We start from the raw sequence: 22,221 nt of genomic DNA on the forward strand, positions 1-22,221 counted from the left end.
TGGAAATGAAGCGCAGATAGTTGTATGTTGAGAGATATCAGATTCCTGGAGTTTGATGAACTGCTGGAATTTGGTATCCCACAATAAAGGAGACTTATCATGCGTAGTTTCATTAAATTCCTGACACTGGCTTTATTCAGCATTTTTGTCAGCCAAAGTGTATTCGCTGCAGACCATGGTACCGCCCAAGAAGCGGAGGCCATGGTGAAAAAAGCCATTGCCCATATCAAATCCAAGGGCGCAGATGCAGCCTACCCTGAATTTAATAATCCCAAAGGCAGCTTCAGTGACCGTGACTTGTATATTTTTGTACTTGACATGAGTGGCAAAACCCTTGCCCATGGTGCCAATCCCAAGCTGCTGGGGAAAAATATCAGTACGCTGAGAGATGTCGATAACAAAGCCTTTATTGAAGAGCTGCTGGCAACTGCAAAGAGCAAAGGCAAAGGCTGGATAGACTACAAATGGCCTAACCCAACTACCAAGGCAATAGAACTGAAATCCACCTATTTTGAGAAATCTGATGATGTCGTCGTTGGCTGTGGCATTTATAAGTAAATGCTGTTCAAGCTCATCTGATTGATGTTAAGCAGTGTCTGAAAGGATGCTGCTTTTTAATTTTTGTTTACGATGAACCCGACATCCGCAGGCTATTCAGGTACACCACTGGCAAAGAAACTGGGCATACAAGCTGACAGCCATGTTTGCGCCAGACATGCGCCTGAAAACTATCTGGATTTGCTGGCCGACTTACCAACTGGCGTGGTATTTGACAAGAAGACTACGCCTGCGACAGATATCGTCCATTTGTTCACTGACAAAAAAGCTGTCCTCGTCCAAGAATTGCTGACCTGTAAAGCAAGCTTGAGAAGTGATGCCGCAATCTGGGTATCCTGGCCCAAGAAAGCATCGAAAGTAGCTACCGATATCACTGAAGATACGATAAGAGAAGTCGCCCTGCCCATGGGTTACGTCGATATCAAGGTCTGTGCTGTCAGCGATATATGGTCAGGTTTGAAACTGGTGGTACGAAAAGAACTGAGGCCGGACTGGCCGGCCTCGGGTTAGGACTTCCGAAAAATCGCCCCAGCTGCGTTGCAGCTCCTAGCCGTACTAAAGTACTGTCTTCGTCGCTGGCGCCTTGCTGGGGCAATTTTGCGTAAGTCCTACTATTACAACTTAATTTGATTCCTTGATCAGACGACCAGAGTTTTTTTGTATGGGTCGCGCATTCATGGGATACAGGCGGCTGAATATCGTCAACTGATCTGGTGAAATTTCTACCGGCTCTTTCATGACCAGCCACAACACACCTTCGCTGCAAGGTGGCGTCGTCAGCGAACCCATGTAGGTATAGTAATCACGCTTGACGGGCAGGATGTCGTTCATGTCCATGGTCGTCAAGGCCTGCACCGGATCATTTTTTTCCAGCGGCAGGTTATTCCAGACATGCTGCACCAGGCTATGCGACTTGCCGCGTTCTATCAAAACGGCCACCACGGCCAGTTTGCCATCAGCATCCTTGTGCACCAGGTGGGCGACCATTTCAAAGCTCTTGCCATTCACACGTTCTTCAGATGGCTTATGGAAATGGAATTGCACCAGCTCATAATTGTGGCCCAGCACATTGATATAGTTACCCGCACCAATATTGACTTGTATGGTGTGGCCATTGTCGACGACAGTGAAACGGCTGGGCTTATAGTCAAAGGCAATAGGGTCCAGGTCCACCTTGATACCATCGCGGATATCGATAGGCGACTGTCTTTCGCCGACATCACATTTGGCATTGGCAGTATTAAGCTTGCCCCAGTTCAAAGGACCGCCCTCGCCCTGGTAACTCCAGTGTATATCGGCATGGCTGGCGGCCAAGCCACCCGCCGCTGCCGCACTATTGGTGCCATGGTCACTCTTTACTTTAACCGTTTCGGGTCTGCGTATTGGCGGCGCATAAGATGGCCGCATGACGGGTTTGGGCCCGCTACGCGCTGCTGCATCATCCTTGTCCTTGCGGATAACACTGAGGCGCTCGGCTATGCGTGCAGCCAGTTCATCAGCAGCCAGTGCTTCTTTGGCACGAATAGCGGCCTCTTTGGCGGACTCCTTGCTTTCCTTGGAAGCGGGCTTGCGCTCTTCTTTGGCTGGTGCAGACGCCGAGGCTGATGCCGAAGCAGAGCTGGACGCCTCTTCTTTTGCCGATGCCGCTTTGATAGGTTTGGATGGTGGCGGATCATTCGCCTGAGCGGACAAGGCCAACAACATGGGGAGCAGCAAGGCGAGAGAGCGGCGCATAGTGGAGTGAATTTAGGATATCGGTTTGCAGAGAGATACCTTAGTTACGGCAAGTCTCTTTGCAAACTTGAATCCTGAGAGCAATGTGTGGTTTTTTCGCCCTCAGAACCTGTTTACGATCTGTAGCGAGCGAGCGTCAGCGGGGTCGGGGGTAACAAAAAACGCCGCGCAAAAAGCGGAATGTACTTTAGTACGTGAGCATTTTGAGCAGCGCATGAGCCCCGCGCAGACTCCGATTGCGCTCGCGCTTAAGATCGGAAACAGGTTCTCAGGCTGCCGCTATCTCCGCTTACACCCCTTCAACAATGAACAAACGGCCTATGGAATTGGCATGGCGGATTTCCATGGCCTTGGCATATTCAACCGAGTCATACCATAGCTGCGCCTGTTGCAGGCTGGGGAATTCAACAAGCACCGAACGCCAGCCTTCATTATGGGCATCATCCCTGCCCTCTTTTTGCACCCGTGTACCACCGCGCACCAGGAATTGCCCGCCATACTGCTCTACGCTGGCCGTCGCCAGTGGCCGGTAATCGGCATATGCATCCGCATTGGTGACCTGGATTTCTGCAACGACATAAGCTTTACTCATGATATTCCTGACAATTATTTAGTTAATTACAATGACAATAAGCGAGCTTTAGCCGCAGCGTATTCCAATTTCAAACGTGCTACCACTTCCGCCACGGTCAGTACATCGTTCATCATACCTACACCCTGACCTGCACCCCAGATATCACGCCAGGCCTTGGCCTTGCTGCCGCCGCCAGAACCAAAATTCATCGCGCTCTTGTCAGCCACCGGCAAGTTGTCAGGGTCAAGGCCAGCAGCGACGATGGACTTTTTGAGGTAATTGCCGTGTACGCCAGTGAACAGATTGGTGTAGACAATATCCGCCGCCGCTGAATCGAGAATGGCCTGGCGATAATCATCATCCACATTCGATTCAACAGTCGCCAGCCAGCGTGAGCCTATGTAAGCAAAATCGGCACCCATGGCCTGTGCTGCCAGCACTGCATCACCAGTCGCAATAGAGCCTGACAGGGCGATTGGTCCATCAAAGAAGCGCCGTACTTCACCGACCAGGGCAAACGGCGACAAGCCACCAGCATGACCGCCAGCACCGGCTGCCACCAGGATCAGGCCATCGACTCCGGCCTCTAGCGCTTTTTGAGCGTGGCGTATCGAAATCACATCATGCATGACGATGCCGCCGTAGCTGTGTATCGCATCCAGCATTTCTGGCGGTGGCGCACGCAGGGAAGAAATGATGATGGGTATCTGATGCTTGACGCACACCTCGACATCATGCGCCAGCCTGTCATTGGATTGATGGACGATCTGGTTAACCGCGATCGGGCCTATCAAGGCATCTGGATGGGCTTCCTGATGCGCTGCCAGCTCGGCCTGCAATTCTGTCAGCCAGACATCCAGCAACTCGGCAGGCCTGGCATTCAGGGCAGGGAAAGACCCGACTATGCCTGCCTTGCATTGCGCCGCCACCAGTTTGGGGCCGCTGGCAATGAACAGGGGTGAACCTATGACCGGCAGGCTAAGGTGCTGCAAAGCTGATGGCAGGCGTGAAACTGAACTTGATGCGGGCGAATCGAGAGCCATAGTCGGTATCCTCTAACGGTGAGCATAGAATGCTTGATGGACGTACATATCCAGTATGATTTTACCGTGCTAATAAAATTCCTGTGGAGACACCATGACTTATCAATGTTTTGACTTCAGTATCAGTAATAAAATCGCCCACCTGCGCCTGAACCGTCCGGCCACGTTGAACACCATGCAACCCGTGTTTTTCCGCGAGCTGACAGATATTTTGCAAAACCTGCAAAACCAGGCGAATGCCCGTGTACTCATCATCTCTTCTACCGGCAAGCATTTCACCGCTGGCATGGCGCTGGATGTATTTGCCGGTGGTGGTATCACACTCGACGACGCCAGCGCCGTTGGCCGCGCCAATATTGCCCTGGCGTTGAAGGACATGCAGCATGCCTTCAACCTCATCGAATCCCTGCGCATGCCCGTCATCACCGCCATCCACGGTGGCTGCATAGGCGGCGGTGTCGACATGATCTGCGCCAGTGACATACGCCTGGCCAGCAGCGATGCTTTTTTCTGCATACAGGAAATCAACATAGGCATGACCGCCGACCTGGGTACTTTGCAACGCCTGCCCAAGCTCATCCCCGAAGGCATAGTCCACGAAATGGCCTACACCGGCCGCCGCCTGCCAGCACAACGTGCGCTGGCAGTTGGCTTGCTCAATGAGGTATTTGATACCCAGGAAAACATGCTGGCAGCCGCCCTGCAAATGGCCACAGAAATCGCCGAAAAACCCCCGATCGCCATCTGGGGCAGCAAACAAGCCATCCACTACGCCCGCGACCACAGCACCCACGACGCCCTGCAACAAATGGGCTGGCTACAATCCGGCATCTGGCAAAGCAGTAACCTCATGGAGGCTTTCATGGCGAAGCAGCAGGGTAGGGCTACGGAGTATGCGGATCTGGCACCGGTTAGTTCGTTTTCTGAGGCGGCTTATCATTTGAAGTAGGTGGTGGTAGTTTGAATACCCTCAAGCAAGGTCATAAATTTCAGTAGTAATTTGAAATGATTGGAACAAAACTCAATAAATATTTACGTTAATTCCAGGCCCAATGTTGGGCTGATGAAGCGTAGCCTAGCGAGGCCCGGCCCAACCTACGCAAACGGTTATGTTGCTTTTGACGTTGGGGTTGCTTTTGACTTTTGCAGTTCCCATGTGTAGGCGCCGTTTGTGCTGTACAGAAAATGGAAAAAGAAGGACCGCTGTTTGAGGTGTAGCTGGGGTTTCGAGATGCATGCATCTCGCCAGCGTAACGGCAATCGCTTGCAAGCGATTGTGCGCCCTGCAAGGGAAGCGAGTTTCGGGCATTTCCCATTTTTTGTACTGCACAAATGGGAACCCCGCAGGGGCGGCTATGCCTGGGTCGCCTTTCTTTGAATACGTTCTTTGGCGACGCAAAGAAAGTATTTCGGCTGCCGGGCCGAGACCCGGCTTGCATCCACGAAGGGCAATCGTTTTAGTCAAAGTACGGCATTCAACACGCGATATGGCATGCTACGAACGCCGCTAGATTCCTGCCAAAAACACGCAGGAATGACGTAAATTAGATTGTGCGTACTTCAAAGTATCGTTAGCTCGGTTACCTGTCGCCGACGCGATTAAAAACCGTATTATCCTACCCTGATCTCCCGTATTCCCTTCCCCAACCTCCGCCTCAACAAAGTCCGCAACGTCACCCCATCCGCATACCCCACCAAGCCCGCAATCTGCTCCACACTATGATTGGAAGTCTTCAACAAATGCACCGCTTTCTCTATGCGCAAATCCTGCACATACGATACCGGTGTCTTGCCCAGGACTTCGTGAATACGCCGTGCCAGCGTACGCTTGCTGGTCGCCATTGCATCGGCTGCATCATTCAGATTAAAGCCCTGGTCCAGATGACTGCGCGCCCAGCGGTCGAAGCGTTCCACCATGGGATCAGCATGCGCCAGGTGGTCAGAAATGATGTAAGCCGTCTGTGAAGGACGGCTATCAACCACCAGGTAGCTGGCCACCAGATTCGCCAGCTCTGGGTTGCTCTGCCGTATCAGCCACAGCATCATGTCCATATGGCTGAAGGCTGCACCTGCAGTCAGGAACTGGCCGGACTGGACGATCATGTGGCTGGTGTTCAGGCGCACTGATGGATAACGCTGGCGAAACAGGGGATTGAGCCACCAGGTGGTAGTCGCGTCCCGCTCGTTGAGCACACCGCTTTCTGCCAGTACGAAAGTGCCTATGCAGGCAGCGGCAATACGCACGCCATCACCCGCCCAGTCACGCAAGGCGATACTCGCGTCTTTCACGTCAGAGCGTACCAGCGCCTGAGTCAAAGTATCCGGCATCTTGTAACCCAGTGCAGGGACGATGACCATATCAGGCGCAGGCACTTCATCAGCACGCAATACCGGCACACTCATGCCTTGCGCGGTCTGTACACGCCGCCGCATGCCTACCAATGAAATTTTAAAGGGCGGTGCCGGGTTGGCCTGCATGCCCGACAATTCATTCGCTGTCGTCAGGGCATCGAGGACGATGGACAGGCCGGTATCAAAAACGCCATCAAGGGCGAGGATGTTGATGTTCATGGCAGATTCATGGAAAATTCACGGAAGGGTTATGGCAAACTCATGGCACGCTCATGGCAAATTCATTGGCAATATTCATACCAAAGATGTCAATCGCGCCAGTATCACGCAAGTCCTTTGATCTGTAAAGTCTCTCTTCATCGCAATCCTGCGATGCAAGTATAGATTCAAGCACATGGAGATAAATCATGATCAAGCACGCCCTGTACGCCCGTTTTGAAGCCAAATCCGGCAAAGCCGCCGATGTCGCCGCCTTCTTGGAAATGGGCCTGGCCCTGGCTAATCAGGAAAGCACGACACCTATCTGGTTTGCCCTGCAATTATCTGACAACGTATTTGGTGTTTTCGATGCGTTTGAGAATGAAGCAGGCCGGCAGGCACATTTGCAAGGACCTATCGCCCAGGCATTGATGGCGAAGTCTGAGGAATTGTTTACCGGTCCACCCAGCATAGAAAAAATCGAGGTTTTAGGCCTGAAAAATCTGGCAAGATAAGCATAAACTCAAGCAAGGAGAAACCGCATGTACGAAAAAACCTTGATAGCAGGCTGGGGCGATATGGATTTCAATTCCCATATGCGCAACACCGCTTATCTCGATAAATCTGCCGATGTACGCATGATGTATTTTGCTGACTGCGGTTTCCCCATGGCCGAATTCATGCGTTTGCGCATAGGCCCGGTCGTCATGAAAGATGAAATTGAATACTTCCGTGAATTCCATTTGCTTGACGAAGTCACGGTCACCCTAAGTTTGGCTGGTTTGTCGGACGACGGCAGACGACTGAAGATACGCAATGAATTTTTCAACAAGGGCAAACTGGCAGCACGTGTCACTTCGCTGGTAGGTTGGCTGGACCTGAATGCGCGCAAGCTGATGACGCCACCCGATAAACTATTGGAAGCGATGCGGCAAACTACTCGTGCGGAAGACTTTGTGATTTTGCCGGACAGTTCACAGGCTAACTGAAGAGGACAACATGAGTATACGCATAGTCCAGTTGGGAACAGGACGCGCAACAGATGAAGGCTTGCGCATAGGCACGGTAAGGCGACCACCGCGAGGGGTACCCAAAGCAGAATTTGCCAGCCGCAATTATTACGATGTCTGGTTACCGAATTTGTCACCGAGTGCAGATTTGATGGCGAAAGGCAAGGCGGTCAGCACGCCTGCCGAATGGACCAGCTTTACCCGCAGCTTCAAGGCAGAGATGAATGAAACAGATGCCAGCAAGGTATTGGACTTGCTGGCGGCGATGTCAAAGACGACGAATTTTTCTGTGGGTTGTTATTGCGAAGATGAGAGCCGCTGCCATCGCTCCATACTCAGGCAGTTATTGACTGAGCGTGGTGCGGATATCAAATAGAGTATCCGTCCATCACTTAGATTACTGGCCAAGCTGCTTGCGCAACAGACGATTCTCATGCGCCTCACCATCCATGAGAAAGCTCGTGCTGCCGATGTCTGCATATCCCTTCCTGGCATAAAACTGCAATGCCCTGGCATTATGTACCCAGGGGGTCAGCCACATCACATCGGCGCCATGCCGAGTTGCGCTGGTTTCAGCTACATGTAAAAGCTGGCTGCCCAGGCCCATGCGGGTAAAAGGCTCTTGCACATAGAGTCTGTCGAGTTCGGCAGGATGCTGGGCAATGACTAATTCCTGCCTGGTTCCTATTGTGATTTGAGAAAATCCAAGCAAGTGCCCATCACGCTCGGCAACATGAAGGAACGTCTCATTGTGTTCCAGCAAACCAGCGATGACAGACACCGAAAAAGCATGCAGCACTTCCCTGGCTATGGCGGGGCGTATACCTGTCGTAGCATAAGTATCAAGAAAAACCTGGGTCGCCAGCACACTCAGGCAAAGTGCATCAGCTTGCGTAGCGGGCCGTATCTGCACACTTATACTCATATTTTATTCTGTGACCTTGGTCACTGCTTCTATGTGGTGACCATCAGGATCAACTAAAAATGCAGCGTAGTAATAAGTTCCATAGTCAGGGCGCAAACCCGGCGCGCCATTGTCGTTGCCGCCTATGGCTAGCGCTGCCCGATGAAACTGGTCAACTGCTGTGCGCGTCACTGCGGTAAAGGCCAGATGAAAACCTGGGCCAGGTGGGTTGGCATCCGGTCTTAATTTCAGGCACAGGATATCTTGATCGTCATGCAAACCATAGCCTATGGCAGTGTCGTCTTCAAACACGCGGCGAAAGCCTAAAGCACCAAGGACAGCATCATAAAATGCGCCCGCCAATGTCAGATCGCGTACGCCCAGGGAGATGTGATGCAGCATTTTTTTATTCCTGAGATAAATTAAGGTCGTCGATATGGAAGCTGTTTTGCTAGCGGGTACTGGTCAGCACATCAGCGTTCAGTGTAGCGGCACCGGCAGCAACCAGTTCTGCAGCAATTTGCGGTATCAGGACATCGGCACTCAACTCCAGCACACGTGCTGACGAAATAAAACAGCGGGTCTTGCCAAGCTGGCTCAGGGCCTGGTCCAGGCTGAGCTGGCGCAATTCCAGCAAAATGAAGGCCAGCATGACCTTGACGGCATTGCGGGCATTGCGTCGCGGGTCAGCTTGCAGATAAGCGAGGCGGGACTCGGCACGCGCCAAGGCTGCGTCTACATCGCTAAACGCCGGGCCATGGCCGGGAATGACGATGCGTGGCTGGAGTTGGCGTATGACTTGCAGGATGACGGCTTGCTCGGCAAAACCGGATTCGCCTTCAAGCTCAGGGAAAATAATGCCAAAGCCATTTTCCCACAAGGCATCGGCAGAGATCAGTATGCCTTCCTGTGTACAATGCAAGATCATGGAATGTGGATCATGGCCGGGTGCAGACAATACCTGCCAGTGCATGCCGCCCAGTTGCAACTCATCGCCATGTTGTATCGCCGCATCAAAACTGAAGCGCTCGCAACGTTGACCAGTGGCGGCATAAGTCAAGGCCTCTTCATCCCAGACTGCGACTGCAGCTGTGTCAGCCACCGGGATCAGGGTGCGGCAGCCATACAAGCGCTGCAGGCTGGCATTACCACCACAATGATCAGAGTGCAGATGGGTATTCACCAGCAAATCGAGTTTGCGGCCACCCAGAGCTTGCTGCATCAATGCTACAGTCTGCGGTGCATGGCTCAGGTAGCCGCTATCAACCAGAGCCGTCTGTTGTTCATCGATGAACAGGATGTTGTTCGAGGACAACCAGCCCCGTTCAAAGACTTGCATGCTGGCGGGTAGTTGCATCATGTCTTACCTACGACTTTGCGCTGCTGGCCATAGGGCATGGTTTGTGCAGCAGCTAATTCTGCCGATACGAAGAAGGCATCGCCTTGCAGGTAAGCTTGCAACATGTCAGTGCCATCCAGTCCCCAGAAGCAGCGACCATCGACTACCGCCGTTGGCACGCCAAACACGCGGGCGGCAATGGCCAGTTCACCATTGCGTTTTAGCGCATCTTTGACAGCGGCGTCATCCAGCATGGCTGGTGTCACTTGCAACTCGTCAAGCAAGGCTTGCCAGTGTTCTGTCTGCGCAGGTATATGACCATCGCGCCAGACAAAGCGAAATAGTCTGTGCACGGCAGCTTCAGTGCTGCCAAGAGCCAGACACAGGCGCAATAAAGGCAGGGGGTTGAAAGGATGCTCGGGCAGCATGCGCAAAGGAATGCCATGTTTGTGTGCCAGCCAGGCGCAATGCTCGAAGGTCCATAGCCGCTTGGGTGCAATTTCTGCCGGGCCTTTGTTGTCCCAGTGATTAAGCAGACCAGCGAATAAAACCGGACGGTAATTGATTTGCGCTACACCTTGCAAACGCCCCAGCATTTCACTCTGCAAATAAGCAAAGGGAGAAATAAAATCGAAATACCAGTCCAGTTGTTTCATTAATTATCCTTCTTCCTCAAATACTCAAGGCAGCATTCTTTGCTGTACCAAATCCCAGATTTCCAGCTTCTTGTGGTTGTCTGCCTTGCTCCAGCAAATGATTTCATCGATGTTGCGATAGCAGCCCGTGCACAGGCCAGTCTTGTCATCCATGCGGCAAATATTGACGCAGGGTGAGGGTACGGTTGCTCCAGGTTTCATGACAAACTGGGCGGGGTCAAATTCATACAGGATATTCATGCGCGCAAAGCCACGTCAGCAACAGGTGCACCTGTCATGGTTTTCAATTGCGCCGGCGTCAGTTTGAAAACGGCGTGAGGATGACCGGCAGCAGCCCACACATGGGCGTATTGCAGCAAATCTTCATCTATCAGCATGACGGTTTTTTGCAGATGACCGATAGGGCAAACCCCGCCTATGGCATAGCCAATTTTTTCTTTGACGAAGCGGGCGTCCGCCTTGCCCAAAGGGCCGACGATGGCAGCGACCTTGCTTTCATCAACGCGGTTGATACCGCTGGCAACAACCATGACAGCAGCATCATCAAGCAAGCGACGGAAGACGATGGATTTGGCGATTTCTGCCACCTGGCAACCCAGACCGGCAGCGGCCTCGGCAGAAGTTTTGCCGGATTCCGGCAACATGACGACAGTTTGATCATGCCCCAGGCTGTGCAGCAATAGTGCAACGCGCTGGGCGGTTTCGGGTAAGGCAGTATCTTTGGACATGATGCGCAGACAAATAAGACAAAGCCTGTTTATATCATAAGCAAAGTCTGTATGCTCATTACACCTATTTACCCGGCAAGTTCTAACCGTGCCATTCAGCCAGTAGGGCGGCATGCTGCGCCGGTACTTCAAAATATTTCATGGCAGCGCGATACTCATTGCCACTCAAGATGGAATAAATACAGGTTGCCTTGCAGACTACCTGGGTACGCTGAGAGGCGTCGCCTGGTTTAGGGACTTCCATCATCATCTGATAAGTCTGCTTTTCTTTGAGGACAGCGCTGCACTGCATTTGTATGCTGCCCGAAGTAAAGTTGATTATCTTGGCGGGCACGATCTGGCCAGGGAGCACCTGTATAGCACCGCGCCACGTAACGTTGGCGCGCGCAGCGTTGCGGGAATCACTCATACGGACAAATACCTGAAATGCAAATTCATAGACAGAATAAAATGATGCAGCGCGGAAATTATTATTGTACCGACTTCTGCGCTTCTCAGCAGAAACTATTTCAACTCATGTTGAACTCATTTTCAACTCTCTGGAATTCTGCGCCAGCCAGTTGGCGACGCCGCTCGCCGCAACCCTGGCGGTAGCGAAACAGGCTGTCAACAAATAGCCGCCTGTCGGTGCTTCCCAGTCCAGCATTTCACCGGCAAAAAACAGGCCGGGATGCTGCACAGCCATCAGGTTTTCATCCAGGCCTTCAAAGCGCAGTCCACCGGCACTGCTGATGGCTTCATCTATGGGTCTGGTCGCCTGCAATACCACAGGCAAAGCCTTGATGGCATGCGCTAGTACGCTTGCTTGCGCAAAGTCTGTTTTATCCAGGCATTCATGCAGCAAACTGGTCTTGAGCGCATCCAGACCCAGGCGAGTTTTCAGGTGGCTGGACAAAGAGCGTGAACCACGTGGGTGTTCCAGTTCAGCCAGTACTTTTTCCATGGGCGTATCTGGCAGCAGATCCAGTTCCAGCACCGCCTTGCCCTGGCTTTGCAATTGCTGACGCAGTGCAGCAGACAATGCATAAATCAGGCTGCCTTCAACACCCGTTGAGGTGATAACAAACTGTCCCTTGCGCATGGGTTGAGTACCACCCTGCACCCTCGCAGCAACTGTCAATATGGGCTGACCGGCAAACTTGTCTTTGAAAAATGTGCTCCAGTCCAGATCAAAGCCACAATTGGCTGGCTGCAAGTCTGCAACATCCAGGCCACGTTGTCTGAGCAAGTTCACCCATGCACCATCAGAGCCCAACTTGGCCCAGCTACCACCGCCAAGGGCGAATACCTGCGCCCGTGCGGGCAGGCAGACTTCGCCATCTGGCGTGGCAAAGCGTAATTGACCTTGCTCATCCCAGCCCAGCCAGCGATGCCGCATATGGAAACGCACACCTTGCTGGCGCAGGCGATGGAGCCAGGCACGCAATAAAGGAGCAGCCTTCATATCAACCGGGAACACGCGGCCAGAGCTGCCGACATAGGTGTCGATACCCAGGTCGTTGACCCATGCACGCAGGGCAGTGGCGTCAAACTGTCCTATCATGGGTGCCAGTTGTGCCTCGCGTTCAGCATACCGTGTCATGAAAGAGACAGAATTTTCAGAATGTGTGAGGTTCATCCCCCCCTTGCCTGCCATTAAAAACTTGCGTCCTACCGAAGGCATGGCATCATACACATCAACAGTGATACCTCGCAGGGCCAGGGTTTCTGCCACCATCAAGCCGGCTGGGCCACCGCCAATAATGGCTACACTGTCAGTCTGCTGATGATGTGTTTTAGTCACGTATGTTTGCATAAGTTTGCGTCATAATATGGTTTTGCATGTACTGCTTCGCTGCCGCTTGCATGCAAACAAAGCTATTGGTTTCTGCCTGAATTCACCAGAAGTTACAACCAGGTCCCCCTATGGTCAATCTGGATCGTGCTACGCTAGACTTAGTGGTTGCTTGTATCAGCGTGATTTCCATGCTGGTCATGCTGGCGGTTTGGCATATCAACCGTGACATACCCGGCACCGGCGTCTGGGCTGCCGCTGCGTCCATGATCGCACCGGCCTTTTTACTGATACGCCTGATCAATATCATCGACATCCCTATGTCTTTGATCGTCGCCTTTAACAATTCTCTGACCCTGACCACCACACTGCTGATGCTGGAAGGCACCCTGCGTTTTCGCGGTTATCCCTCCCAGATGCGCTGGCGCTGGGGTCTGGTGCTGATCCCGGCCTTTGTCTTGCTGGCTTTCATCAACCGGGACGACATGATACGCCGATATCTGTTCCATGATGTTATCGCAGCCAGCCTGATGCTGAGTACGGCTTTTATCCTGATCTGGAAAACCCGCGACCTGGACTTGCTGGCGGCCTGCATAGGGGCAATTTCCCTCATCATCATGGCGGTAGGTTTTATTATGCGCTGGCATCTGGCTTTTATTTCGAATAACAATGCTGAACTGGCCAGGCACCCGCTGCTGAACTTTATCTATCTGATCGTGGTGCTGTGCTTGCTGGGCTGGACTTATGGCGTCAGTGTCAGTTGCAATCTGCGCGCCCAGAAAAGCATACTGGAAATGGCCAGGGAAGACGCCCTTACCGGCTTGCCAAACCGCCGTCATGTCGATGAAACGCTGGACAAAGCCATCGCCCAGAGTAGCCGCAACCAGCAGGGTTTTGGCTTTATCCTGATTGATCTGAATCATTTCAAGTCAGTCAATGACCGCTTTGGCCATCAGGCCGGGGATTTATTGCTCAAGGAAGTTGCGAAGCGCTTAAAGAGTTTTTGCCGCCACGCCGATTTCGTGGGCCGCATAGGCGGTGATGAATTCGTCGCCCTGACCTTCGGCGTCAACCAGGAATCCCAGCTCGACAGCACCCTGCTGCGCCTGAAGAAAATGCTGGAAGGCCCCTGCATCATACAAGGCCACAGCGTAGAAATCGAAGCCGCCCTGGGCAGCGCCCTCTTCCCCACCGACGGCCGCAGCGCCGACAAACTAATGCAAACCGCCGACCAACGCATGTACATCGACAAATCAGTCCCAGAAAATATCCTGGCTGCAGTAACCCAAAGAGCATAAAAAAACAAAAGCCGGCATCGAGCCGGCTTTTTAATCTTCAAAAACGACTACACCAGAAATGCTGAGTAAGCGTAGCGAGCGACGCTAGTTTGAGTTAAGAAGCGCAATCGTACTTTAGTACGATGAGCATCGCAGACTCAAAATCGCGCCGCGCAGTAGCTTAATCAGCATTTCTATTTTGACCAGAACTTTTGGTAGTGAGTCCGGAAATCGTTCGCCGGCTCAAACATATTCTTTTGCCCACCGTCATACGCAATATTCTGCGCCGTCACCAAATGCAAGGCACTCACATAGTTGCTATGCTCGGCAGAAGAAAAGGCGCGATTCAGTTCATCCACGATTTGCCATGCATGCATGGACAAAGGCTCAGGCACAGTCGCAGTTTGCAGGCTATTGGCACGTATGCGTTTATAGGCAGTAGGCGAACCATCACCTGCAGACACGGCAACCAGCTTGTTACTCGCGATCAGGGTTGCGGTAGTTGGCACTTCCAGCAAATCAAAATAGAAATCATTGACACCGATGACATGCGTCCACTTGGCACCATGACGCTTGACCAGGCTTTCGACTACGGCCTTCATCTTGATATGCGCTTCTGCCAGGGGTACGTCTTCCAGGCTCAGTAATTTGCAACCTTCACACTGACGTATGGTCTCAACGATGGCAGTGGATTTGGCCAGCAGATAAGGATTGCTGGAATCGGTAAATACCACGATACCAGCTTTGTTATTGGAATCGACCACGGTATACAAGGCGGCCAGTTGCCCGACCTCTTTGGGGTTGGTGCCGATGTTGGTAAACAAGCCGTCAGTCGGGCCACTCTTGACCGACGCATGCCAGCCAACCACGGGTACCTTGGCCTTGGCTGCCGCCGCCATGCCCTTGCTCTGACTTGTGACATCCACACCTGCCAGTATGATGCCATCGGCTTTCATATCCAGTGCCTGGCTGATAATCAATGCCCCCTGATTACAACGGCCACGGCAGTTGATGGGCAAGACTTCCCAGCCGGCGCTGGTACTGGCTTCGCGCACACTGTTGAAGACACCACTGACGCCTGCATCACTCATGTCTGCAGCAATAAAGATGATTTTCTTTTTCTTATGTAGTGCAGGTCCATCAACCGGGCCTTCCCAGCGATTCTTGAGAGACGCAGCTCTGGCCACTTTGGCGTTGGCGCGGCTGAGAAACTGCATGGGATTTTCTTGTGCGGCAGCAGCACTGATAAAGCTGAACACAACAAATAACGCGGTCAAGCACTTACTTTTGGTAGCAGTCATGATTCTTGGCAGGTCAGGTTGGTAAAGAAAACCTGTATACGCACATACGGCACATACAAACTTTAATTTTTTCGATTGAAACAAATACTTACAACTGCGCAATGATTATTGCAGAAAAATGCGTCAAGTAAATAGAGTTTCCGTACCAAGGGGCCAGCGTCGAATATTAAGCACAAAAATGATTGATATAAAGAATAAAATTTTCCACAAGTAAAAATTTCCTGTGGAAAATTTCATTCTTTTTAACAACACCTACTATGACGAACCAATTAACAACAGTTCAAACTGCACCAATTTGGGTTCATCGGGGTTCAAATCACGTGCTTATCGGATGATTTCGGGCGATTTCATGTGAATTTTGTGTGAATATCGCTTGAATGCCGCTTGAATATCATATTTTGGCCCGCTTACTCCCAATGTACATCTGCCGAACCCTGGCGTTCTACATTCCTTTTTGCCGGATTACCTATGACATGGACATCGCCACTACCTGTGACCTTGAGTTTGATTTCCTGGCTGGCAAATACCTTGCTGCTGGACGAACCGGTGGAATTCAGATTGACCACCGCGCTTTTCAATGCAGATGCTTTCAAATCGCCTGAGCCCGATATTTTGACATTGAAATTTTTAACCTGGCCTTTGACGATGCTGTCACCAGAGCCGTTGGAAGTGAGTTCCAGCAAATCACTATTACCCAAACCCAGGTTCAGGTCACCACTGCCATTCAGGCTGGCAAATACCTGCTGATACTCGCCGTCCAGGTTGATATTGCCAGATCCGTGCAAGCTTACTTCGAGTTTATTGCCTTTAAAGCCTTTGATGACGGCATCACCACTGCCGGAAGTCTGCAGTTTTTCCAGGTTAGGTAAACTCAGTTCTATCCTGCTTTGCTCGGTTTTCCCTACCGAGATATAAATCCCGCGTGTGCCTACGTACAGGGTATTACCTTCCAGCCTGGTAGTCACCCTTGACACCAGCTTGGCATCCCCCTTGACCAGCAACTCTGGCGTGGCGGCCTGTTTCAGCGCCAGATCGATAGGGCCGCTGAGGATGACATTGACGATGGATGCCGTGACGGGGCGAACTTCACTGGCAGCCGAGCCAGCGCTGACGACATTGCTGGCATGGGCCCTGATGAAGACCACGCTGGATGCTGTCAAAACCACGGCCAGACCCAACATGCCTATGCCTGTGCGTATGATGTTTTTCATTTTTTTCTCCTGAAGCTAAATGAAACCAAAAAAACTAAGTGAAACTAAAAAGCTGCAAACTACTTTGTGCTGACTTATCAGGCTGCATGACCAAGTTGCAGCTGCGACAAGTTCCAGCGTAAATAATGTTTAAAGCCGATGAAGGTATATTTGGTCATGAACATACTTAACATCATCAAGGCGATGGAACCCAGCAGCAAACCCAGTCCTGTGAATAATTTGGTGCCAGAAAAGTGATTACCAACCTCTATATGCAGTTTTTCTGTCTGGGTTTCTGTCCTTACTGTACGTGTGGCGGCAGGAGTGGACGCTGCAGAGGCTGCAGAGGCCGCCACAGCTGAAGTAGCAGATGACGCCGCAGATGATACAGAAGATGAGGCAGAAGATGACGCAAGCACGGTAGCTGCCTCGCCATTGCCATCCTGCTTTTCACCATCGATCAGGATACCTGTTTCAGTCACGTCAACCCTGACATTATGCTTATGCATACGATGATTATCATTGTGATTATGTACATGGTGTCTGCCAGCGGGTATATCAACGCTGAACTGTTCGACCCCGGAGATGCTGGCAGCAGTAATACCTATGCCTGCCACATACATCACCATTGCGACTATATAAGCAGAACTCAAGAGGCTGAAGTAGACCACGGCAGGGATCAGCATGAACAGATTGAAGATCATCAGGCCTATCAGGGCCACCAGCAAACCGGCGACATTACCCAGGCTGAAATTTGTTTTTAATGCTTCATAACGTGTGCTGGCTTTCTTTTGCGCCGCCAGCAGTTCTGGTTTGGGCAAGCCCGCAGCAATTTCTTCTTCCGATTTGCCCGCGACCATGGCATCAACAAACTTGCGCTCATATTCCCACATAGTGTCTTCAATAACACTGGCGGGCAAGCCATCCAGAGCCTGGCGCAGCGCGTTCATATATGCAGTCTTGTTCATTGCCGTCTCCCGTTCTTGAATTTGGTATGTTCAGAATAAGCAAAGCAAAGCGGCGAAGCCACCGACATGCGACAGTGCGCAAATTTCTGGGGATAAACTGCTAAACCTGAGGATAGTCCGCAGCCGTCTACTGCAGCAAAAGAAGTGAATAATAGTAGTTTGCTATGACATCTGTATGTCCGACACTTGCCAGCTAGCAGACAGGCTGTGAGACTTGCCTTGCATTATTCTCCAGCCACTCCTGCAAATGGCTGGTATCTTCGCCCAGCAAATGCAGACCCAGGCGGCTGCGGCGCCAGAGTATATCGTCTACCGTGCGCGCCCATTCGTGGCTGACCAGATAGGAGGCTTCTGCCGTATACAAGCCCGGCACCAGCATTTCACCCATATCAGCTAGCGAGTATTTATCTTTCAACAAGACATGGATGCGGCTGCCATAGGCATGGGCATAGCGTTCTGCCAGATGGGGTGGCAACCAGGCATATTGCTGCTGGCATTGTTGTATGAACATGGGGAATTCGCTGACAGCGCGATTTTCCGGGGATTCACTATAAATATCACCACCGGGCAGGCAGGCGTGCTCAGTCCAGGCGGAATTGGCGTTATTCAGCAAAGGTGCCAGCATGGACAGCGCTTCTTCTGCCAGTTTGCGGTAAGTGGTGATCTTGCCACCAAACACGTTCAACACAGGTGCACCGGCAGTATCGAGCTCCAGGCTGTAGTCGCGGGTCAGGGCAGCAGCCTTTTCCTTGCCCGCTACTACCGTTGCTTCCACCAGCGGGCGTACGCCGGAATATGACCACAGCACATCAGCAGGGCTGATGGACTGGGTGAAATAATGGCTGGCCAGTCCACACAGATAGGCGACCTCATCCTCACTGATTGCGACCTCGTCCAGCGAGCCCTGGTAATCCAGGTCGGTCGTACCTATCAGGGTAAAGTCTTGCTCATAGGGTATGGCAAACACGATACGGCCATCAGGATGCTGGAAAATATAGGCATATGGATGATGGAACAGGCGCCGCACAACAATATGGCTGCCCTTGATCAACCGCAAGTGTTTGGCAGCACCCTGATGTAATACCTGCTGCAGGGTGTTGATGGCCCAGGGCCCGCTGGCATTCACCAGACTGCGGCTTTGTACCATCATCATGCTGCCATCCGCCTTTTGCAATTGCACCAGCCAATGTTCATCTTGCCGTCTGGCCGAGACACAGCGCGTGCGCGTCATGATGGTGGCACCTTTTTCCGCCGCCTGCATGGCATTCAGCACAACCAGGCGAGCATCATTGACCCAGCCATCGGAGTAGGCAAAGCCACGGCGAAAATCAGCCAGCAAGGGTTGCCCGGCAATATGTTGTTGCAAATCGATGGATTCAGCACCTGGCAGCAATTCACGTTTCGCCAGATGATCGTAAAGAAACAGACCTGCCCTGATCATCCAGGCCGGGCGCTGTCCTTTATCATGCGGCATGACAAAGCGTAGCGGGCTGATGATATGCGGGGCAGAACGCATGAGTACTTCGCGCTCTTGCAAAGCCTTGCGCACCAGGCCAAATTCATAATATTCAAGATAACGCAAACCGCCATGGATGAGCTTGGTCGACGCGGATGAGGTATGCGAGGCCAGGTCATCTTTTTCACACAAGAGTACGCTCAGACCACGGCCAGCAGCATCGCGGGCTATGCCTGCTCCATTGATGCCACCACCGATGACGAGGACATCGACTTCCGGCATGGCAGCTTGACTCTTCATTTTTTAACCAGATGATTCGGTAGCCAGCCTATGCCATGGGCGTGCAGGCTCTGTATATATAAGCGATCTTCAGTTTCGGTGACGCCCGTGGTTTCTGGATATAGCCCAGTCGGGTCTTGCAAGTCAGCGACGATTTTGCCCGCTTCATTGAAAGCCAGCACATGACCATAGGCCGGTGGCACTGGCCACAACACGCGCGGCAGGCGCAGGGTAATGCTGCGCAGCCAGGGTTTTTCAGCCATGTTATCAATCGCAGCACCTCGCGGTTTGACCAAGCCCAGCCAGATACGGCCATCCCGGCCACGCATGAGATTGTCTGGATAACCCGGCAAATCACGCAGCAAGATACTGGCCAGTTTTTTATCTGGCTTGTTTTTCAGATGCAATTCCTGGGCGCTGATGGAAATTTTCCAGATACGGTATTCGCCGGTTTCAGCCACGATGAGCTGCTGCTCATCCGTACTGAGTGCCAGGCCATTGGCAAAACACAGGCCATCTGCGATCAGGCGGGTCTGCTTGCTGGCGGGATCATATTCCAGTACCCGTCCGGTAGAGGAATGCTCCAGGATATCGAGTACGCTGGCATGGAAGGTACCTCCAGATTCCTTGGCACCAAAGCGCTGCGACGCATCAGTGAAATAAATCTTGCCAGTCTTGGCGACCACCACAGCGTCTGCATACAAGATAGGGCTATCGCCTATTTTGTCGGCAAGGACAGTGATTTGCTTGTCAGGTGCAATCGAGAGTATGCCGCGGAAGGCATCTGCCACAATCATATTCCCCGCTGCATCAAACATGAAACCCAATACCCGCCCACCGGTATTCACCCAGACTTCACGCTGGCTGCCGTCTGCCTGCATGCGCAAAATCGCGCCGGATGTGACGGCGGCATACAGCTTGCCATCCGGGCCTATGGCGATATGTTCAGGGCCGGTTTCTTCGCCGATTTCTATGGTTTTCAGCGCCGCCAGCTTTTCATTGCGCGCATGCGGTGGCGAATAACCTGCGAAAGGCGTCGCCTGCCAGGCAACCGGATTGATAGGCACAGGTGCCAGCAAGAGATAGGCGGCCAGGATCGCCACCAGGGCCAGTACCAGCAATAGCAGGCGTATGATCCATTTCTTCAACACTCATCTCCTTGCAGTTCAAGACAGCGCAACAGGACTTCCCAATGGGAAATCCAGGCAAGCCTGTATTTTGCACTGCCTGAATACTATTTTGATATTTATTTTAGAGGGATGTTGCAAGGAGGCAGACAAAGCAAATCGACAATCTTAACCGTGACAGCGCACGGCATCATAAGTACGCAGCCAGGTCATCTGCAAAATCCGGGCATCATTGCTAGCCCGGTGGCGAGAAATATGCAAATCTTCCTGTACCTGATCCTTGGTCGCATGCCACAGCCCTTCTTGCTGCGGGCTAATGATTTCGCGCAAATCTGCCAGGCGAAAACTCGGTACCCTGTCAGCGGCATCATATAAGAGTGCCATCCACACGTAATCCTGGGTCCAGCCATCGGTGTAGACCGTCATGCCTGCCAGTTGGGTATTGAGTTGCTCAGTCACCAGACTGGCTGACTTGCCTCTTTCCACCAGTATCTCGCGCGGGATGCGGTGTATGCGGGCGGCATGAATGTCCCAGTGCTGCCAGTCAGATTCTGGCTTGATCAGAGTGCACCAGCCTTCGCCATGACGACGCGAGTAGCCTACCTCGATAGGGTAGCTACCTTTGCCAAAGCCTGAGGCTTCAAAGTCAATCACGATAGGCACGGTCATCATTGCATGTGCTCCGCTGGGGAATATTGCTGCGATCGGCACCAATGGCAAAGACTGATTCAGAATATGGACTGCACCACTGGTACGTTTCATTTTTCTATGAATATCGACCACATGCAAGGTTTTGCATGGCATTTCTGCTTATTTAAGGGCGCATTTAAAGATATTTTATGAATATGTCGCAATTTATAGCTGATATAAATGAACAATCCGCTCAGGCGTTTGTCCAAAAAAATAGATTTCGCTGACTTTGTGATCTTGCCAGCCGTACTGATATCGTGCTGATGGTGTTGATACCGCGCTGCCAGATTGCAAAAATACTGGTAAGCTCAGCGACTTGTTTTGTCCATGTTAAAAGGAACCCATGCGCTTCTTACGCTTACTGCTTATCACTCTGGGCTTTGTCTCTGCGACAGCGCTCGCTTCGCCTGCCGCCCTGAAAGAAGGTGCCGATTTCATCACCCTGAAAAACCCGCAAGCCACGCAGGCCACAGGCAAGAAAATTGAAATCATAGAATTCTTCATGTATCACTGCCCGGCCTGTAATGCGCTTGAGCCCACCATCAATGAATGGGTGAAAAAGCAGGGTGACAATATCGTCTTTCGCCGCATTCATTTGCCGCTGACTGGTGAAAAAGATCCGGAAGCGCATCTGTTCCTGACTCTGGAAGCGATGAACCTGGAAGCAGGCCTGCATGCCAAAGTACTGGCAACCTGGCATGTAGAAAGAAGCCGCCTGAGCAGTGATGATGACAATACTGCATGGGCAGTCAAGAATGGCATCGATAAAGCCAAATTCCTGAGTTTTTATAATTCATTCTCTGTCATGGGGAAACTGAAAAGCCTGGGCAAGCTGGTTGCCAGCTATCAGGTAGACAGTACGCCGACCTTTGTCGTGGATGGCCGCTTCCTGACCAATCCTTCCATGATAGGTGGGGCAAATCCGAATATTCCACGCGAACAGCTGGGCCTGGCGACCATGCAAGTGCTGGAAGGCTTGCTGGCGAAGAGCAAGAAATAAGTTAGCTACACCAAAACAAAAAGCTCAGGGTTTTTAATCCTGAGCTTTTTTTGTTTTACCCAT

The 22,221-nt window shown here is 52.0% G+C and carries 26 protein-coding genes; 8 read left to right on the plus strand and 18 right to left on the minus strand.

What is annotated here, in order from left to right:
• Window positions 1–99: 99 nt before the first annotated feature.
• Complete coding sequence (locus tag ACO0LD_RS21050; RefSeq protein ID WP_423010135.1) at window positions 100–558, plus strand: cache domain-containing protein; 459 nt, start codon at window positions 100–102, stop codon at window positions 556–558.
• Window positions 559–630: 72 nt separating this feature from the next.
• A complete protein-coding gene (locus ACO0LD_RS21055; RefSeq protein WP_423010136.1) occupies window positions 631–1,068 on the plus strand; it encodes a DUF3052 family protein in 438 nt (145 codons plus the stop codon).
• 111 nt (window positions 1,069–1,179) lie between these two features.
• Here ACO0LD_RS21055 and ACO0LD_RS21060 read toward each other — a convergent pair whose 3' ends face one another.
• The 3 genes from ACO0LD_RS21060 to ACO0LD_RS21070 form a co-directional block, all read right to left on the minus strand.
• On the minus strand, window positions 1,180–2,292 hold the full coding sequence (locus tag ACO0LD_RS21060) for a carbonic anhydrase (protein WP_423010137.1): 1,113 nt from the start codon (window positions 2,290–2,292) through the stop codon (window positions 1,180–1,182).
• A gap of 289 nt (window positions 2,293–2,581) precedes the next feature.
• Window positions 2,582–2,884 carry a DUF1330 domain-containing protein gene (locus ACO0LD_RS21065; RefSeq protein ID WP_423010138.1) on the minus strand — a complete coding sequence of 101 codons (303 nt, stop codon included), beginning with the start codon at window positions 2,882–2,884 and terminating at the stop codon, window positions 2,582–2,584.
• A gap of 26 nt (window positions 2,885–2,910) precedes the next feature.
• On the minus strand, window positions 2,911–3,909 hold the full coding sequence (locus tag ACO0LD_RS21070) for an NAD(P)H-dependent flavin oxidoreductase (RefSeq protein WP_423010139.1): 999 nt from the start codon (window positions 3,907–3,909) through the stop codon (window positions 2,911–2,913).
• A gap of 94 nt (window positions 3,910–4,003) precedes the next feature.
• Between ACO0LD_RS21070 and ACO0LD_RS21075 the strand changes: the two genes are divergently transcribed.
• The gene (locus tag ACO0LD_RS21075; RefSeq protein WP_423010140.1) at window positions 4,004–4,858 is read left to right on the plus strand and encodes an enoyl-CoA hydratase-related protein; all 855 of its coding nucleotides are present in this window, start codon (window positions 4,004–4,006) and stop codon (window positions 4,856–4,858) included.
• Window positions 4,859–5,520: 662 nt separating this feature from the next.
• On the opposite strand, the gene ACO0LD_RS21080 is transcribed toward ACO0LD_RS21075, so the two are convergent.
• Window positions 5,521–6,480: a GlxA family transcriptional regulator gene (locus tag ACO0LD_RS21080; protein ID WP_423010141.1), complete on the minus strand. Its 960-nt coding sequence runs from the start codon at window positions 6,478–6,480 to the stop codon at window positions 5,521–5,523.
• Window positions 6,481–6,668: 188 nt separating this feature from the next.
• On the opposite strand from ACO0LD_RS21080, the gene ACO0LD_RS21085 reads away from it, so the two are divergent.
• Genes ACO0LD_RS21085 through ACO0LD_RS21095 form a run of 3 tightly spaced genes read left to right on the plus strand, consistent with a single transcriptional unit; the run spans window position 6,669 to window position 7,845 of the window.
• Window positions 6,669–6,974 carry a putative quinol monooxygenase gene (locus tag ACO0LD_RS21085; RefSeq protein ID WP_423010142.1) on the plus strand — a complete coding sequence of 102 codons (306 nt, stop codon included), beginning with the start codon at window positions 6,669–6,671 and terminating at the stop codon, window positions 6,972–6,974.
• Between the two features lie 27 nt (window positions 6,975–7,001).
• Window positions 7,002–7,448 carry a thioesterase family protein gene (locus ACO0LD_RS21090; RefSeq protein WP_423010143.1) on the plus strand — a complete coding sequence of 149 codons (447 nt, stop codon included), beginning with the start codon at window positions 7,002–7,004 and terminating at the stop codon, window positions 7,446–7,448.
• A gap of 10 nt (window positions 7,449–7,458) precedes the next feature.
• Window positions 7,459–7,845 (plus strand): DUF488 domain-containing protein, encoded by a 387-nt coding sequence (locus ACO0LD_RS21095; protein ID WP_423010144.1) that lies wholly within the window; start codon window positions 7,459–7,461, stop codon window positions 7,843–7,845.
• 21 nt (window positions 7,846–7,866) lie between these two features.
• Here the strand turns inward: ACO0LD_RS21095 and ACO0LD_RS21100 are convergent, their stop codons facing one another.
• The 8 genes from ACO0LD_RS21100 to ACO0LD_RS21135 form a co-directional block, all read right to left on the minus strand.
• Window positions 7,867–8,394 (minus strand): GNAT family N-acetyltransferase, encoded by a 528-nt coding sequence (locus ACO0LD_RS21100; protein ID WP_423010145.1) that lies wholly within the window; start codon window positions 8,392–8,394, stop codon window positions 7,867–7,869.
• Between the two features lie 3 nt (window positions 8,395–8,397).
• Window positions 8,398–8,775, minus strand: a complete 378-nt coding sequence (locus tag ACO0LD_RS21105) for a VOC family protein (RefSeq protein WP_423010146.1) — start codon at window positions 8,773–8,775, stop codon at window positions 8,398–8,400.
• Between the two features lie 49 nt (window positions 8,776–8,824).
• Window positions 8,825–9,733, minus strand: a complete 909-nt coding sequence (locus ACO0LD_RS21110) for an MBL fold metallo-hydrolase (protein WP_423010147.1) — start codon at window positions 9,731–9,733, stop codon at window positions 8,825–8,827.
• Entirely contained in the window at window positions 9,730–10,368 is a 639-nt protein-coding gene (locus ACO0LD_RS21115) for a 2-hydroxychromene-2-carboxylate isomerase (RefSeq protein ID WP_423010148.1), read from the minus strand. The genes ACO0LD_RS21110 and ACO0LD_RS21115 overlap by 4 nt, the downstream gene beginning before the upstream one ends.
• 24 nt (window positions 10,369–10,392) lie before the next feature.
• Window positions 10,393–10,608, minus strand: coding sequence for a DUF1289 domain-containing protein (locus tag ACO0LD_RS21120; protein ID WP_423010149.1), 216 nt, complete (start codon window positions 10,606–10,608; stop codon window positions 10,393–10,395).
• Window positions 10,605–11,096 carry a YbaK/EbsC family protein gene (locus ACO0LD_RS21125; protein ID WP_423010150.1) on the minus strand — a complete coding sequence of 164 codons (492 nt, stop codon included), beginning with the start codon at window positions 11,094–11,096 and terminating at the stop codon, window positions 10,605–10,607. Before ACO0LD_RS21125 ends, ACO0LD_RS21120 begins: the two co-directional genes overlap by 4 nt.
• A gap of 82 nt (window positions 11,097–11,178) precedes the next feature.
• Window positions 11,179–11,505, minus strand: a complete 327-nt coding sequence (locus ACO0LD_RS21130; protein ID WP_423010151.1) for a hypothetical protein — start codon at window positions 11,503–11,505, stop codon at window positions 11,179–11,181.
• A gap of 105 nt (window positions 11,506–11,610) precedes the next feature.
• Entirely contained in the window at window positions 11,611–12,879 is a 1,269-nt protein-coding gene (locus ACO0LD_RS21135; RefSeq protein WP_423010152.1) for a TIGR03862 family flavoprotein, read from the minus strand.
• 122 nt (window positions 12,880–13,001) lie between these two features.
• On the opposite strand from ACO0LD_RS21135, the gene ACO0LD_RS21140 reads away from it, so the two are divergent.
• Window positions 13,002–14,168 carry a diguanylate cyclase domain-containing protein gene (locus tag ACO0LD_RS21140; RefSeq protein WP_423010153.1) on the plus strand — a complete coding sequence of 389 codons (1,167 nt, stop codon included), beginning with the start codon at window positions 13,002–13,004 and terminating at the stop codon, window positions 14,166–14,168.
• A gap of 173 nt (window positions 14,169–14,341) precedes the next feature.
• Here the strand turns inward: ACO0LD_RS21140 and ACO0LD_RS21145 are convergent, their stop codons facing one another.
• From ACO0LD_RS21145 to ACO0LD_RS21170, 6 genes are all read right to left on the minus strand, one after another.
• On the minus strand, window positions 14,342–15,364 hold the full coding sequence (locus ACO0LD_RS21145) for a substrate-binding domain-containing protein (RefSeq protein ID WP_423010154.1): 1,023 nt from the start codon (window positions 15,362–15,364) through the stop codon (window positions 14,342–14,344).
• A 491-nt stretch (window positions 15,365–15,855) separates the two neighbouring features.
• Entirely contained in the window at window positions 15,856–16,659 is an 804-nt protein-coding gene (locus tag ACO0LD_RS21150; protein WP_423010155.1) for a head GIN domain-containing protein, read from the minus strand.
• Window positions 16,660–16,736: 77 nt separating this feature from the next.
• The gene (locus ACO0LD_RS21155) at window positions 16,737–17,606 is read right to left on the minus strand and encodes a DUF1700 domain-containing protein (protein WP_423010156.1); all 870 of its coding nucleotides are present in this window, start codon (window positions 17,604–17,606) and stop codon (window positions 16,737–16,739) included.
• Between the two features lie 193 nt (window positions 17,607–17,799).
• The gene (gene glpD / locus ACO0LD_RS21160) at window positions 17,800–19,362 is read right to left on the minus strand and encodes a glycerol-3-phosphate dehydrogenase (RefSeq protein ID WP_423010157.1); all 1,563 of its coding nucleotides are present in this window, start codon (window positions 19,360–19,362) and stop codon (window positions 17,800–17,802) included.
• Window positions 19,359–20,492, minus strand: coding sequence for an SMP-30/gluconolactonase/LRE family protein (locus ACO0LD_RS21165; protein ID WP_423010158.1), 1,134 nt, complete (start codon window positions 20,490–20,492; stop codon window positions 19,359–19,361). The genes glpD and ACO0LD_RS21165 overlap by 4 nt, the downstream gene beginning before the upstream one ends.
• 144 nt (window positions 20,493–20,636) lie before the next feature.
• The gene (locus ACO0LD_RS21170; RefSeq protein ID WP_423010159.1) at window positions 20,637–21,272 is read right to left on the minus strand and encodes a hypothetical protein; all 636 of its coding nucleotides are present in this window, start codon (window positions 21,270–21,272) and stop codon (window positions 20,637–20,639) included.
• Between the two features lie 229 nt (window positions 21,273–21,501).
• Here ACO0LD_RS21170 and ACO0LD_RS21175 point away from each other — a divergent pair, with 229 nt between their 5' ends.
• Window positions 21,502–22,158 carry a thiol:disulfide interchange protein DsbA/DsbL gene (locus ACO0LD_RS21175; RefSeq protein WP_423010160.1) on the plus strand — a complete coding sequence of 219 codons (657 nt, stop codon included), beginning with the start codon at window positions 21,502–21,504 and terminating at the stop codon, window positions 22,156–22,158.
• The last annotated feature ends 63 nt before the right edge of the window (window positions 22,159–22,221 follow it).

The organism is Undibacterium sp. Ji83W, assembly GCF_049340385.1.
Taxonomy (GTDB): domain Bacteria; phylum Pseudomonadota; class Gammaproteobacteria; order Burkholderiales; family Burkholderiaceae_D; genus Undibacterium.